The organism is Dietzia sp. 179-F 9C3 NHS, assembly GCF_045369825.1.
Lineage (GTDB): Bacteria > Actinomycetota > Actinomycetes > Mycobacteriales > Mycobacteriaceae > Dietzia.
This window is the reverse complement of record NZ_JBIQES010000005.1, coordinates 14,749-28,217: the sequence shown is the minus strand read 5'-3', so window position 1 is coordinate 28,217 and position 13,469 is coordinate 14,749. Positions and strand designations below refer to the sequence as shown.

Genomic DNA, 13,469 nt, shown 5'->3' with positions numbered 1-13,469 from the left:
CCGTATCGCGACGCCGGTGGAAATGCGAGACGGCCCCCGTCAAGTGGCGGGGGCCGTCTCGTCTGACAGGTGGCAGCGTTTCCGGGGTCAGCTCAAGCCGAGCGCTCGCGGGGCACCTCCTCGGAAACCGGCACGATCGTCGGCAGCACGTTGTCGCGCACCGTCTCGCCGGTGACCACCACGCGGGCCACGTCGTCGCGACCCGGGATGTCGTACATCACCGGCAGGAGGACTTCCTCCATGATCGCGCGCAGCCCGCGGGCGCCGGTGCCGCGCAGGATCGCCTGGTCGGCGACGGCCTCGAGCGCGTCCTGGGTGAACTCCAGCTCGACGTCGTCCATCTCGAACAGCCGCGAGTACTGCTTGACCAGGGCGTTCTTGGGCTCGGAGAGGATGTTGACCAGGGCCTCCCGGTCGAGGCTCGTCACCGAGGCCACGACGGGCAGGCGGCCGATGAACTCGGGGATGAGGCCGAACTTGACCAGGTCCTCGGGCATGACCTCGGAGAAGTTGTCGGTCGTGTCCAGGTCGTTCTTGCTCGCCACCTCGGCACCGAAGCCCAGGCCCTTGCGGCCGACCCGGTCCCCGACGATCTTCTCGAGTCCCTGGAACGCGCCGGCCACGATGAACAGCACGTTGGAGGTGTCGATCTGGATGAACTCCTGGTGCGGGTGCTTGCGCCCGCCCTGGGGCGGCACCGACGCCTGGGTGCCCTCGAGGATCTTGAGCAGCGCCTGCTGCACGCCCTCGCCGGAGACGTCCCGCGTGATGGAGGGGTTCTCGGCCTTGCGGGCGATCTTGTCGACCTCGTCGATGTAGATGATCCCGGTCTCGGCCCGCTTGGTGTCGTAGTCCGCGGCCTGGATGAGCTTGAGGAGGATGTTCTCCACGTCCTCGCCCACGTAGCCGGCCTCGGTGAGCGCGGTGGCGTCCGCGATGGCGAACGGCACGTTGAGCATCTTGGCCAGGGTCTGCGCGAGGTAGGTCTTGCCGCAGCCGGTGGGGCCCAGCATGAGGATGTTGGACTTGGCCAGCTCCACGCCCTCGCCGCGGCCGAGGGAGGCGCCCACGCGGATGCGCTTGTAGTGGTTGTAGACGGCCACCGCGAGCGTGCGCTTGGCATCGTCCTGGCCCACCACGTAGCCGTCGAGGAACGAGTGGATCTCCGCCGGCTTGGGCAGCTCGTCGAGCGCCGACTCCTGCGAGTCCTCGACCTCCGACTCGATGATCTCGTTGCAGAGCTCGATGCACTCGTCACAGATGTAGACGCCCGGTCCGGCGATCAGCTTCTTGACCTGCTTCTGGCTCTTCCCGCAGAAGGAACACTTCAACAGGTCGCCGCTCTCACCCACACGTGCCATGAGTTCTACGTCCTCGCACTCCCGGGGCCCTCCGGGTCGGGCCCCTCATCGACGGTACGCGGAAGGTGCGGCGAAGCCGACCCCTGCGCGATCAGTTCATTGGACCCGACGACGCGCCGCGACCGCCCGCGGCGCGCCGCCCGAGGGTCAGTTGGACGCGGACAGCTTGCGGTAGTCGAACACCGTGTCGACGATGCCGTACTCCTTGGCCTCCTCGGCCGTGAGGATCTTGTCGCGGTCGGTGTCCTTGCGGATCTGGTCCGCGTCACGGCCGGTGTGGCGGGCGAGGGTGGTCTCCATGAGGCGACGCATGCGCTCGATCTCCGCGGCCTGGATCTCGAGGTCCGAGACCTGGCCCTGGATGCCTCCGGTGGCCGGCTGGTGGATGAGGATGCGGGCGTTGGGCAGCGCCGCGCGCTTGCCCTTGGTGCCGGCAGCGAGCAGAACCGCCGCCGCCGAGGCGGCCTGGCCGAGGCACACCGTCACGACGTCCGGCCGCACGTACTGCATCGTGTCGTAAATCGCCATGAGCGAGGTGAACGAGCCGCCGGGCGAGTTGATGTACATCGTGATGTCGCGGTCGGGGTCCAGTCCCTCGAGCACGAGGAGCTGCGCCATGATGTCGTTCGCCGAGGCGTCGTCCACCTGGGTGCCCAGGAAGATGATCCGCTCCTCGAAGAGCTTGTTGTACGGGTTGGACTCCTTGACGCCGTAGCTCGAGTGCTCGACGAAGGACGGGAGGATGTAGCGGGAGCTGGGCAGCGAGGGCTGCGATGAGTTCATCGGGGTCTCCGTGGTGTGGATGCGGGCGGGACGCGGGGCGGGGCCGGTCATGACGGAGAGGTCCCGCCGGACTGCGCGGCGCGCGCGATGACGTGGTCGACGAAGCCGTACTCCTTGGCCTCCTGCGCGGTGAACCAGCGGTCGCGGTCCGAGTCCTCGGTGACCTGCTCGAAGGTCTGGCCGGTGTGCTGGGCGATGAGCTCGGCCATCTCGCGCTTGGTGGCCGCGAACTGCTCGGCCTGGATCGCGATGTCCGCCGCGGAGCCGCCGACGCCGGCGGAGGGCTGGTGCATCATGATCTTAGCGTGCGGCAGGGCGTAGCGCTTGCCCTTGGCGCCGGCGGCCAGCAGGAACTGGCCCATCGAGGCGGCCAGGCCCATGCCGTACGTGGCGACGTCGCACTCCACGAACTGCATCGTGTCGTAGATCGCCATGCCGGCCGTCACCGAACCGCCGGGCGAATTGATGTACATCGCGATGTCACGCGACGGGTCCTCCGCGGCGAGCAGGAGGATCTGCGCGCAGAGCCGGTTTGCGATGTCGTCGTCCACCTGGGAACCCAGGAAGATGATCCGCTCCTGGAGGAGACGCTCGTACACCGAGTCGCCCAGGCTGAGCCCGTGCGAACCGGGAGAGCTGAGCGCGGGCTGCGTCGACGGGGACTGGGCCACGGGGTACCTACCTTCGCTAGTCGTCATCCGTTACGTCCGACAGTAACGAACGGCTACGACGGAACCGTCCCGGCGGGCCGGTTGTTCGCTGTGAGCGTCGACCGTCGGGCCCTCCCCGGCCCCGACCGGACGCCGACGGCCGGCCACCTCGAGGGAGATGGCCGGCCGTCGTGACCGTGCGGGAGGCCTGATCAGGCGTCGTCGTCCTTCTCCGCCTTCTCGTCGGCCAGGGAGTCGTCGGCGTCGGCATCGTCACCCGAGCCGAAGAACTCGGAGGTGTCGACCGCGTTGCCGTCGGAGTCCTTGACGTCGACCTGGACGATGATGTCGGCCAGCGCCTTGGAGCGGCGGACGTCGGAGAACAGTGCGCCGAGCTGGCCGGCCTGCTGGATCTGCTGCACGAACTGGTTCGGGTCCATGCCGTAGCGCTGGGCCTGGAACATGATGTGCTGCATGAGCTCCTCCTGCGAGACCTCGGTGCCGGCCTCCTCGGCCACGGCGTCGAGCAGGAGCTGGGTGCGGATCGCGCGGGCGGCGCCCTCGCGGGTCTCGGCCTCGAAGGTCTCGCGGTCGGTGCCCTCGGCGGCCAGCGCCTGGTCGAGGATCGAGGCGTCGCCACCGAACTGGTCGATGAGCTGGTGCATCTGGGCGTGGGCCTCGGACTCGACGACCGACTCCGGGGTGGGCACCTCGGTGGCCTCGAGCAGAGCCTCGAGGACCTTGTCGCGGATGTCGCTGGCAAGCCCGGCCTTGGCCTGCTGCGCGACCTTCTCGGCGAGGTCGGCGCGGAGCTCGTCGAGGGTGTCGAACTCGGAGGCCATCTGCGCGAACTCGTCGTCGGCCTCGGGCAGCTCGCGTTCCTTGACGGACTGGACGGTGACGGTGATGACGGCGTCCTTGCCGGCGTGCTCGCCCGCGACGAGCGAGGAGCCGAACTCCTTGGACTCGCCGGCCTTGAGGCCCTCGGCGGCGTCGTCGAGGCCCTCGACGAGGGTGCCCGAACCGAGCTCGTAGGACAGGCCCTCGGTGGAGGCGTCCTCGACCGGCTCGCCGTCGACGGTGGCGGCCAGGTCCACGGAGAGGAAGTCGCCCTTCTCCGCGCCCCGCTCGACGCCCTTGAGGGTGCCGAAGCGCGCGCGGAGGTTGTCGAGCTCGGCGTCGACGGCGGCGTCGTCGGTCTCCGGGACGTCGACCGTGACGGCGAGGTCCGCGAACGTCGGGAGGGTGATCTCCGGCCGCACGTCCACCTCGGCCACGAACTCCACGACGTCGCCGTCCTCGAGCTTGGTGACCTCGATCTCCGGCTGGGCCAACACCTTGAGGTCGTGCTCCTCGACGGCGTTGCCGTAGCGGCTGGGGATCATGTCGTTGATGACCTGCTCGAGCACGGCCCCGCGACCGATGCGGGCCTCGAGGAGCTTGGCCGGCGCCTTGCCGGGGCGGAAGCCGGGGATGTTGACCTGGCCGGCGAGCTGCTTGTAGGCCTTGTCGAAGTCCGGCTCGAGCTCCGCGAACGGCACCTCGACGGTGACCTTGACCCTGGTCGGGTTCAGCTGCTCGACAGTGCTCTTCACGGTGGTTCGCTCCTAGGGAAGTCGTCTGGGTTCGTGCATTTCGGTCCGCTGGTCGGGATGACAGGATTCGAACCTGCGACCCTCCGCTCCCAAAGCGGATGCGCTACCAAGCTGCGCCACATCCCGGTGACTCGCGTGTCCGCTGCCCGGCCTCGCTGCGCCGCGCGGGCACTCGCCGGGACGAAGACCAACCCGGCAAGTGTACGACAGGCCCCGCACCGCGCCGATTCCGGCGGCCGCGCCCCAGGGAGTTGGGGGCACCGGTCGCGTCCGGTAATGTGGGCCGGGCGCGAGCGCGATCAGCGCGGAAACCGCAGATCAGCGCTCGATGCGCGGGCGTAGCTTAATGGTAAAGCCCCTGCCTTCCAAGCAGGATACGCGGGTTCGATTCCCGTCGCCCGCTCCACCAGCCCGCCTTGCGGGCCCTCAGCCGCCGCTACCTGTGGCAGTCGCCGCCAGCGGCCCGGCGTCGCCGCCGTAGACGTTGCGGTCCCCGCTCCCCGTGGACGGGCGTCGTCGTCGGTACGGGGCGCAGGCCACCACGCCGTCACCCCTTCAGCCACTCTGGCACCACGGACACCAGAACAGTGACCGGTTCTCCACCTCTCGCACCCGGATCTCCGTGCCGCACACGCGGCACTCCCACCCGTCGCGCTGATAGACGTAGTTGCGCGGGCGGTCGGCGCCGCGCCGCGGCACGTCGCCGTGGTCGTGCTCTGGCCGGATGGTGTGGATCATGCCGGTGTCCACACCGATCGGCATGAGCGTGACGAGGTCCGCCCACAGCGCGTCGAACTCCGCGCGGTCCAGCACCCGGCCCGGGCGGAACGGGTCGAGCGCGGCCCGGAAGAGCACCTCGGCGCGATAGACGTTGCCCACCCCGGCGAGCACCGCCTGATCCATGAGCAGCGCGCCGAGCGGCCGGGTACTGCGGGCGATCCGTGCCCACGCGCGGTCCGGGTCGGCGTCGGGGTCCAGCGGGTCCGGGCCGAGCCGGGCCCGGACCTCCTCGATCCCCGCCTCTGCGATGACCTCGCACCGCGTGGGGCCACGCAGGTCCACCGCGCGCACCGTGGTCCCCTCCCCCGAGCCCTCAACCCGCATCCGGACCTGGCCGACCGGCGGCGGCGCGTCCTGGCCGTCGGGGATCGGGTGGGTGTCGAAGAACCCGTAGAGCCCGAGGTGAACGTGGACGGCGAGCCCGCCGGAGTAATGGTGGAAGAGGTGCTTGCCGACGGCCGACGCGTGCTCGAAGCGGCGACCGTCGACGACGACGTGGTCGGCGAAGCGCCCCTGGGGGCTCGAGACGCGAACCGGCCCGCCTGCGAAGTACTCGGTGTGCAGGCGGGCCAGTCGGTGGAGGGTGTGCCCCTCGGGCAACGGTGTCAGGCCCCCGGGACGGCCGGGGCCTCGCCGGTGCGCTCGTACTCGGCGAGGATGTCGATGCGGCGCTGGTGCCGCTCCGCCTCGGACCAGGGCTGGGCGATAAAGGCATCGACGATCGCGAGCGCCTCCTCGCGGGAGTGCATCCGGCCGCCGAGGCCGATGAGCTGTGCGTTGTTGTGCTCGCGGGCGAGCTTGGCGGTCTCCACGCTCCAGGCCAGCGCGCAGCGGGCCCCCGCGACCTTATTCGCGGCGATCTGCTCGCCGTTGCCCGAACCGCCCAGCACGATGCCGAGGCTGCCCGGGTCGGCGACGACCTTCTCCGCAGCGGCGATGCAGAAGGCCGGGTAGTCGTCCTCCGCGTCGTAGGTGTGGGCGCCGCAGTCGACCACCTCGTGCCCGGAGGCCTCGAGATGCTCGGCGATGGCGTTCTTGGTCTCGAAGCCGGCGTGGTCCGCTCCCAGGTAGATGCGCATGGGTGCGATTCTGCCACGCCCTAGTCGAACCGCGGCGATTCCGTGCGGCTGCGCTTGAGCTCGAAGAAGTAGGGGTACTCGGCCAGCAGGGCGGCGCCGTCGAAGACCTTGCCGGCCTCCTCGCCGCGCGGGATGCGGGTGAGGACGGGGCCGAAGAACGCGGTGCCGTCCACGTGCACGACCGGCGTGCCGACCTCGTCGCCGACCGGGTCCATGCCGCGGTGGTGGGACTCGCGCAGGGCGGCGTCGTGGGCGTCCGAGTCGGCGGCGTCGGCGAGGTCGGCATCGAGGCCCGCGGCGGCGAGCGCCTCGCCGATCACAGCCGGGTCCTCGATTCCGCGTCGCTCGTCGTGGATCCGCCGGCCCAGCTCGGTGTAGAGCCGGCCGAGCACCTCGTCGCCGTGGCGCTGCGCGGCCGCGATCGCCACGCGGACCGGGCGCCAGCCCTTGTGCATGGTCTCCATGTAGTCCGGGTCGAGGTCGCGGCCCTCGTTGAGGACGGACAGGCTCATAACGTGCCAGTTCAGGTCGATGTCGCGAACTTTCTCCACCTCGAGGATCCAGCGCGAGGTGACCCAGGCGAAGGGGCACAGGGGGTCGAACCAGAAATCGACGGTGCGGCGGGTGGACGACGGGGTTGTGGTCATGTCGTCATTCTCCCGACCTCGCCGCGGGCCCGCCACCCGTGCCCGCGGTGGTAGAACCGGGGTCGACTGCCGACCCACCTCAGGAAGGGCACTCCCGATGCGTTCGCTCAACCTCACCCGCGACGACGCCGCCACCCGCGCCGCCCTGCTCGACGTGGACGCGTACGAGGTGGAACTCGACCTCACCGACGGCTCGGGCGCACCCGGGGCGGGCACGTTCCGCTCGCGCACGACCGTCCGGTTCGCGTGCCGCACGCCCGGCGCGGAAACCTTTATCGACCTGCGCTCCGCCGTGATCCACTCGGCCACGCTCAACGGTCGCGACCTGGACACGACCGGATATGACGACGAGGTGGGCCTCACGCTGCCGGACCTCGCGGAGGAGAACGAGCTCGTCGTCGTCGCCGATCTGGCCTACACCACCACCGGCGAGGGGCTGCACCGCATGGTGGACCCCGTCGACGACGAGGTGTACCTCTACACGCAGTTCGAGACCGCCGACGCCAAGCGCGTCTTCGCGTGCTTCGACCAGCCCGACCTCAAGGCGACCTACACCCTCACCGTCACCGCACCCGGGCACTGGGTGGTGGTGGCCAACACCCCCGCCGAGGAGCGGCCCGGCGAGCACGGCACCATCGTGCACCGGTTCGCCACCAGCGAGATCATGTCCACCTACCTCGTGGCGCTCATCGCCGGCCCGTACCACGTGGAGGAGGACACCTACACCGACGACCACGGCGTCATCCCTCTACGTCTGCTGTGCCGGGCCTCGCTGGCCGAGCACCTGGACGCCGACCGGCTCTTCGCGGAGACCAAGGAGGGCTTCGGCTTCTACCACCGCGAGTTCGGCATCCCGTACGCCTTCGGCAAGTACGACCAGATCTTCGTCCCCGAGTTCAACGCCGGCGCCATGGAGAACGCGGGTGCCGTGACGTTCCTCGAGGACTACGTGTTCCGTTCCCGCGTCACCGGCTACCGCTACGAGCGACGCAACGAGACGATCCTGCACGAGATGGCGCACATGTGGTTCGGCGACCTCGTGACCATGCGGTGGTGGGACGACCTGTGGCTCAACGAGTCCTTTGCCACCTTCGCCTCCGTGCTCGCGCAGGTGGACGCGACGCAATACACCGACGCGTGGACCACCTTCGCCAACGTGGAGAAGTCGTGGGCGTACCGCCAGGACCAGCTGCCCTCCACCCACCCGGTGGCCGCGGACATGGTGGACCTGGAGACCGTGGAGGCCAACTTCGACGGCATCACCTACGCCAAGGGCGCCTCCGTGCTCAAGCAGCTCGTCGCGTACGTGGGACGCGAGCCGTTCCTCGCCGGGCTGCGCGCTTACTTCCGCGAGCACGCGTGGGGCAACGCCGAGTTCGACGACCTGCTGCGCGCCCTCGAAACCTCCTCCGGGCGCGACCTGTCCGGCTGGGCCGGCCAGTGGCTGCGCACCACCGGCATCAACCCGATCTCGGTGGAGGTCGAGCGGTCGGCAGAAGGTGGGGACACGATCGGCGCGCTCACGGTGGTCCAGGGCCCCGCCGCGCCCGGCGCCGGAGAGCTGCGCACCCACCGCCTCGGCGTGGGGCTCTACAGCCGTGACGATTCCGGGGAGATCGTGCGGACCGCGCGCGCCGAGCTCGACGTGGCCGACGCCCGGACCCAGGTGGCCGAGCTCGCCGGGGAGCGGGTGCCCGACCTGGTGCTGCCCAACGACGACGACCTCACCTACTGCTCGGTGCGCCTCGACGAGCGGTCCCTGGCAACCGTCCTGGACTCCCTCGAAGACGTGTCCGACCCCCTGGCCCGCACCCTCTGTTGGTCTGCGCTGTGGGAGATGACCCGCGAGGCCCGGCTGCCCGCCCGCCGCTTCGTCGAGGTGGTGTCCCGGGCCGCGCCGCGCGAGCCGCACATCGGCGTGGTGCAGCGTGTGCTCACGCAGGCGCAGACCGCGCTGGCCCGCTACGCCGACCAGGGCTGGGCCGACTCGACGGGCTGGCCCGCGTTCGCCGGCGCGATGCTCGACGCCGCCCGGACCGCCGAGCCCGGCTCGGACCACCAGCTGGCCTTCCTCACCGCCCTGTGCTCCTGCCCCGTCACCGCCGACCAGGGGCGGGTGCTCGAGACGCTGCTCGCCGCGGGCGCCGACGAGGCGGGACTGCCCGGCCTCGTCGTCGACACCGACCTGCGCTGGACCGTGCTCACCGCCCTCATCGCCGCCGGCGCCGGGGACGCGGGGAGGATCGACGACGAGCTGGCCGCCGACGACACCGCCGGCGGTGCCCGGCGCGCCGCCACCGCCCGCGCCGCCCGACCGACCGTCGGCGCCAAGGAGGAAGCCGAGGCGCTGCTGTTGGCCACAGGCGACGACGCGCCCACCAACGCGATCGTCCGCGCCACACTACTCGGCGTGGACCTGCCCGGTCAGGCGCACCTGCTCGCCGGGATCGAGGAGCGCTACCTCGATTCGGTGGCCGCGCTGTGGACCGCGCGCGCCGGCGACCTGGCGCAGACCGTCGCCGAGGGGCTGTTCCCCTCGTGGTCCGTGGACGCCGACACCGTGGCCCGCTACGAAGCCGCGGCCGCCGACCACGCGCGTCCCGCCGGGCTGCGACGGATCATCGCCGAGCAGACCGCCGACCTCGCGCGGGCGCTGGCCGCCCGAGCCGTGGACACCGCCGCGGGCGACTGACGGAGCGGGCTGGCCGCCCGCGCCTACGCCGCCTCGAGGTAGAGGTAGTCCTCCCAGAACGGCCCCATCTCGCGGATCTGGGAGACGAGCCGCCACGTGCGCCCGCGCGGGGCGACCAGCGGCGTTCGCAGGTCCCAGCCCAGCTCGCCGAGGAGTTTGTCGGCCTTGCGGTGGTTGCACGGCGCGCACGAGGCCACGCAGTTCTCCCACGCGTGCGCACCGCCGCGGCTACGCGGCACCACGTGGTCGATCGTCGTGGCGCGCCGGCCGCAATAGCCGCAGCGGTGACCGTCGCGGTGCATGAGCGCGGCGCGGGTCATGGGAACCTGCGCGCGGTACGGGATGCGGACGTACTCGCGGAGCATGATCACCGACGGCAGGCGGACCTCGGTGTCGACGGCGCGGAAGACGATCTCGGTGGGGTGCTCGTGCACGGTGTCGGCCTTGCCGCCGAGCAGCATCACCACGGCGCGGCGGGCGGGCAGCGCGGTGAGCGCCTCGTAGCCGGCGTTGAGCAGCAGTACCCGGGGCGCGCTCGTGAGCGGGACGTGGCCGTTCGGCTTCGGCGGGGCGGAGGCGCGGTCGAGCAGGGCCGTGGTGGTCGCCTGACCCGGTTGTCGATACTCCGAGTTCTCGCGCACTGCTCTACCCATGGACGTTCTCCGCTCGTTGACCGGAGCCCAGTGCAGCATGGTCGACCGGGCCCGTCGTGAACCTCGCCTGCAACGATGATGCACCCTTGGTGAACTCTTCGTGCCCTAACGCCCGTGGCGCGTCCCTATCGGCCTTCCGGGACCGGACCGCACAGCGATTCGTACTTTTCGCGACCATAGACCTCCCAGCCATTGAGGCCGCCACACACGCTCTCCGCCTCGAGGTACCGCTGCGCTTCGGGCGTCTGGGCGCACGGCGGGTGGTTGCGGATGCTGCCGTCGCTGAACCGTGCCGGGCCGGGCGTGCCGAATATGCATTCGACGAACGTCGGCTCGGCGGGCGCCGCCGGGGCCGGGGCGGGGTCCTGCGCCTGCGGCTGCGACGCGGCGCTCGTCGGCGCGACCGAGGACTGCCGGTACTCGTGGACGGTGAAGGCCACGTCGATCATCGTGGCGCCGTCCGCCGCGGTGTCGAACACGAAGGCCGGGGTCGCGCAGTTCGTGCCGAGCATCCAGCCGGAGCCGAGCACCTCGGAATCGTTGACCCCGCCCACAGCGTCGAGCAGTCGGGCGTCCACGGCGTCGCCGTCGTCGGTCGCGCGGAAGGTGACGAAGTACATCATCTCGCCACAGCCGTTCATCGACGCGGGGAAGGTCGAGCCGTCCTCCGCCGTGGCCTTCGCCGGCTCGCGGTTGTCGAAGGCGCGGACGCGACCGTTCCACGACCCGGCGAGCGTGTACTCGCCCCACGCCTCGGGCGCCTCGGGGACCGGTGGCGGCTGCACCACGTCGACCCCGGCCGCCTCGAGAGCCGCCACGGGGTCCGCGACCATCTCCTCCGTGGAGGTAGGAGGGGCGGACGTCGCGGTGGGCTCGCCGGCGGCGGGTGCGGCCTCGTCGTCATCAGGCCCGAGGACGAGGTATCCGATCCCCACCACCAAGACCATCGCGATCACCACCAGCAGTCCGATGATCACGGACGCCTGCCGACTACTCATGCCATCACTCCCCGACCACCCGGCCGCGGGCCGGCCGATTGCGCCGGAAGTTACCACCCGCCATCGCCTCCCGCGCCGACTCGCGCGGCACGGGCATGATGGGACGCATGAGTACGAGCACGTTCTACGCCGAGGTGGGCGGGCACGAGACCTTCCGCGCGATCGTCCACGAGTTCTATCGCCGCGTAGCCGACGACCCGGTGCTGCGCCCCATGTACCCGGAGCAGGACCTGGGCCCGGCAGAGGACCGGCTGCGGATGTTCCTCGAGCAGTACTGGGGCGGCCCCACCACGTACTCGGAGCAGCGCGGGCACCCGCGGCTGCGGATGCGGCACCACCCGTTCCGTATCGACCGTGCCGCGCACGACGCGTGGCTGTCCAACATGCTCGGTGCCATCGCGACCATCGACTCCGGGACGCTCGACGACGAGCACCGCGCCGCGCTCGTCGACTACGTGACCCGGGCCGCAGCCATGCTCGTCAACACCCCGGAGGAGAGGTGACGGCCCAGAGGTCGCCCCACGCGCAGCGGCCGTGGGAGGACATGGTCCTCTACCAGGTGTATCCACGGTCGTTCTCGGACTCCGACGGCGACGGCACCGGCGACCTGCAGGGCGTGATCGACCGGATCGGGCACCTCGAACTGCTCGGCGTGGACGGCGTGTGGCTCGGACCCGTCATGCGCTCCCCCGGTGCCGACCACGGCTACGACGTCTCCGACCCGCGCGACGTCAACCCGCTGTTCGGCGACGTCGACGCGTTGCGCCGGCTGGTCGCCGAGCTGCACCACGCACGCATGGTCCTGCTCATGGATCTGGTGCCCAACCACACGAGCGTCGAGCACCCGTGGTTCGCCGCTGCGGTGGCCGCGGGTCCGAACAGCCCCGAGCGCGAGCGCTACTTCTTCCGCGACGGCCGCGGCCCGGACGGGGCGGAACCGCCGAACAACTGGCCGTCGGTGTTCGGCGGGCCGGCGTGGACGCGCGTCACCGAGCCTGACGGCCGCCCCGGCCAGTGGTACCTGCACCTGTTCGCTCCCGAGCAGCCCGACCTCAACTGGAACCACCCCGACGTGGGCGCGGACCTCGAGCGGACCCTGCGTTTCTGGCTGGACCTGGGGGTGGACGGGTTCCGGATCGACGTGGCCCACGGGCTCGCCAAGCCGGAGGGTCTACCGGACCTGGACGACGACGTCGTGCCGACGCAGCTCATCGTGGACGAGCGGGACATACGGTGGGACCGGCCGGACGTTCACGAGGTGCACCGCCGTATCCGGCGGGTCCTCGACGACCACCCCGGCACCGCCGCTTTCGGCGAGGTGTGGGTGGGCGACGTGGACCGGTTCTCCGCCTATCTGCGGCCCGACGAACTGCACTTCGCGTTCCACTTCGCACTCACGAGCGCCCCGTTCGAGGCGGGGGCGGTTCGAGAGGCGATCGAGTCCTCGCTCGAGGCCGCCCGCGCCGCCGGGTCGGTGCCCACGTGGGCGCTGTCCAACCACGATGTGGTCCGCGAGGTGACCCGCTATGGCAACGGCGTCCCCGGCCGCGCCCGGGCGCGCGCGATGGCACTCGTGACGCTGGCGCTGCCCGGCATCGCGTTTGTCTACAACGGCGCCGAACTGGGACTGCCGAGCGACTACTCGATCCCCCACGACCGGCTCACCGATCCCACGTGGGACCGCACCGGGCACGCCGAGATGGGCCGCGATCACTGCCGCGTCCCCCTTCCGTGGGAGGGCGACGAGCCACCGTACGGATTCTCGACCACGGCGGACACCTGGCTGCCGATGCCGGAGGGCTGGGGCCGGTTCACCGTGGAGAGCCAGATCGAGGACCCGGACTCCACGCTCTCGCTGTACCGGGCCGCGATCGAGATCCGGCACTCCTGGACCGCCGGGGCCGGGGCCGGGGACGCCGGGGCCGGCGACGGCGACCGCGACGGCGACGGCGACGGCGACGGCGACGGCGACCAGACGTCCGTCGCGTGGTACGGCGCCCCCTCGGACTGCCTGGCGTTCCGGCGCGCCGACGGCGTGGTGTGCGCGCTCAACGCCTCCGACCGGGGGGTTCCGCTGCCGGTCGGCGAGGTGCTGCTGGCGTCGGGTCCCCTGCCCTCCGCGGGTCCCGACGGCGACGCGGTCCTCCCACCGGACACCGCGGTGTGGCTGCGCGTAGACGTCTCGTAGACGTCTAGCAGCCGTCGCCACAACGCCCGTCCGGCCCGGCGTG

12 protein-coding genes and 2 tRNA genes are annotated in these 13,469 nt (G+C 71.0%); 4 read left to right on the top strand and 10 right to left on the bottom strand.

Going from position 1 to position 13,469, the window contains the following annotated elements; genetic code table 11:
• Nucleotides 1-92 precede the first annotated feature (92 nt).
• The 5 genes from clpX to ACH0BZ_RS07595 form a co-directional block, all read right to left on the bottom strand.
• A complete protein-coding gene (clpX, locus tag ACH0BZ_RS07615; protein ID WP_406897464.1) occupies nt 93-1,361 on the bottom strand; it encodes an ATP-dependent Clp protease ATP-binding subunit ClpX in 1,269 nt (422 codons plus the stop codon).
• 147 nt (nt 1,362-1,508) lie between these two features.
• Nucleotides 1,509-2,144, bottom strand: a complete 636-nt coding sequence (locus ACH0BZ_RS07610; RefSeq protein WP_406897462.1) for an ATP-dependent Clp protease proteolytic subunit — start codon at nt 2,142-2,144, stop codon at nt 1,509-1,511.
• A 47-nt stretch (nt 2,145-2,191) separates the two neighbouring features.
• The gene (locus tag ACH0BZ_RS07605; protein ID WP_406897460.1) at nt 2,192-2,815 is read right to left on the bottom strand and encodes an ATP-dependent Clp protease proteolytic subunit; all 624 of its coding nucleotides are present in this window, start codon (nt 2,813-2,815) and stop codon (nt 2,192-2,194) included.
• Nucleotides 2,816-3,006: 191 nt separating this feature from the next.
• Entirely contained in the window at nt 3,007-4,389 is a 1,383-nt protein-coding gene (tig, locus tag ACH0BZ_RS07600) for a trigger factor (protein ID WP_406897458.1), read from the bottom strand.
• 49 nt (nt 4,390-4,438) lie between these two features.
• Nucleotides 4,439-4,515: transfer RNA gene (locus ACH0BZ_RS07595), tRNA-Pro, on the bottom strand.
• A gap of 206 nt (nt 4,516-4,721) precedes the next feature.
• On the opposite strand from ACH0BZ_RS07595, the gene ACH0BZ_RS07590 reads away from it, so the two are divergent.
• A tRNA-Gly gene (locus ACH0BZ_RS07590) sits at nt 4,722-4,795 on the top strand.
• A 149-nt stretch (nt 4,796-4,944) separates the two neighbouring features.
• On the opposite strand, the gene ACH0BZ_RS07585 is transcribed toward ACH0BZ_RS07590, so the two are convergent.
• From ACH0BZ_RS07585 to ACH0BZ_RS07575, 3 genes are read right to left on the bottom strand one after another with little or no spacing between them, the layout of a single operon-like run.
• Nucleotides 4,945-5,769 (bottom strand): Fpg/Nei family DNA glycosylase, encoded by an 825-nt coding sequence (locus ACH0BZ_RS07585; protein ID WP_406897456.1) that lies wholly within the window; start codon nt 5,767-5,769, stop codon nt 4,945-4,947.
• Nucleotides 5,770-5,774: 5 nt separating this feature from the next.
• On the bottom strand, nt 5,775-6,248 hold the full coding sequence (locus ACH0BZ_RS07580; RefSeq protein WP_406897455.1) for a ribose-5-phosphate isomerase: 474 nt from the start codon (nt 6,246-6,248) through the stop codon (nt 5,775-5,777).
• Nucleotides 6,249-6,268: 20 nt separating this feature from the next.
• Nucleotides 6,269-6,895 carry a DsbA family protein gene (locus ACH0BZ_RS07575; RefSeq protein ID WP_406897453.1) on the bottom strand — a complete coding sequence of 209 codons (627 nt, stop codon included), beginning with the start codon at nt 6,893-6,895 and terminating at the stop codon, nt 6,269-6,271.
• A 97-nt stretch (nt 6,896-6,992) separates the two neighbouring features.
• Here ACH0BZ_RS07575 and pepN point away from each other — a divergent pair, with 97 nt between their 5' ends.
• Nucleotides 6,993-9,587, top strand: a complete 2,595-nt coding sequence (gene pepN, locus ACH0BZ_RS07570) for an aminopeptidase N (RefSeq protein WP_406897451.1) — start codon at nt 6,993-6,995, stop codon at nt 9,585-9,587.
• Nucleotides 9,588-9,610: 23 nt separating this feature from the next.
• On the opposite strand, the gene ACH0BZ_RS07565 is transcribed toward pepN, so the two are convergent.
• Nucleotides 9,611-10,240, bottom strand: coding sequence for an HNH endonuclease (locus ACH0BZ_RS07565; RefSeq protein WP_406897449.1), 630 nt, complete (start codon nt 10,238-10,240; stop codon nt 9,611-9,613).
• Nucleotides 10,241-10,365: 125 nt separating this feature from the next.
• On the bottom strand, nt 10,366-11,238 hold the full coding sequence (locus ACH0BZ_RS07560; RefSeq protein WP_406897447.1) for a hypothetical protein: 873 nt from the start codon (nt 11,236-11,238) through the stop codon (nt 10,366-10,368).
• Nucleotides 11,239-11,345: 107 nt separating this feature from the next.
• On the opposite strand from ACH0BZ_RS07560, the gene ACH0BZ_RS07555 reads away from it, so the two are divergent.
• Nucleotides 11,346-11,741: a globin gene (locus ACH0BZ_RS07555; RefSeq protein ID WP_406897445.1), complete on the top strand. Its 396-nt coding sequence runs from the start codon at nt 11,346-11,348 to the stop codon at nt 11,739-11,741.
• 41 nt (nt 11,742-11,782) lie between these two features.
• Nucleotides 11,783-13,426: a glycoside hydrolase family 13 protein gene (locus ACH0BZ_RS07550; protein WP_406897721.1), complete on the top strand. Its 1,644-nt coding sequence runs from the start codon at nt 11,783-11,785 to the stop codon at nt 13,424-13,426.
• Nucleotides 13,427-13,469 lie beyond the last annotated feature (43 nt).

Excerpts from the sequence above, each read along its gene's own strand:
- ACH0BZ_RS07550 (WP_406897721.1), top strand. The coding sequence starts at position 11,783 with ATGGTCCTCTACCAGGTGTATCCACGGTCGTTCTCGGACTCCGACGGC.
- ACH0BZ_RS07610 (WP_406897462.1), bottom strand. The coding sequence starts at position 2,144 with ATGAACTCATCGCAGCCCTCGCTGCCCAGCTCCCGCTACATCCTCCCG.
- ACH0BZ_RS07555 (WP_406897445.1), top strand. The coding sequence starts at position 11,346 with ATGAGTACGAGCACGTTCTACGCCGAGGTGGGCGGGCACGAGACCTTC.
- ACH0BZ_RS07560 (WP_406897447.1), bottom strand. The coding sequence starts at position 11,238 with ATGAGTAGTCGGCAGGCGTCCGTGATCATCGGACTGCTGGTGGTGATC.
- ACH0BZ_RS07580 (WP_406897455.1), bottom strand. The coding sequence starts at position 6,248 with ATGCGCATCTACCTGGGAGCGGACCACGCCGGCTTCGAGACCAAGAAC.
- pepN (WP_406897451.1), top strand. The coding sequence starts at position 6,993 with ATGCGTTCGCTCAACCTCACCCGCGACGACGCCGCCACCCGCGCCGCC.
- clpX (WP_406897464.1), bottom strand. The coding sequence starts at position 1,361 with ATGGCACGTGTGGGTGAGAGCGGCGACCTGTTGAAGTGTTCCTTCTGC.
- ACH0BZ_RS07565 (WP_406897449.1), bottom strand. The coding sequence starts at position 10,240 with ATGGGTAGAGCAGTGCGCGAGAACTCGGAGTATCGACAACCGGGTCAG.
- ACH0BZ_RS07575 (WP_406897453.1), bottom strand. The coding sequence starts at position 6,895 with ATGACCACAACCCCGTCGTCCACCCGCCGCACCGTCGATTTCTGGTTC.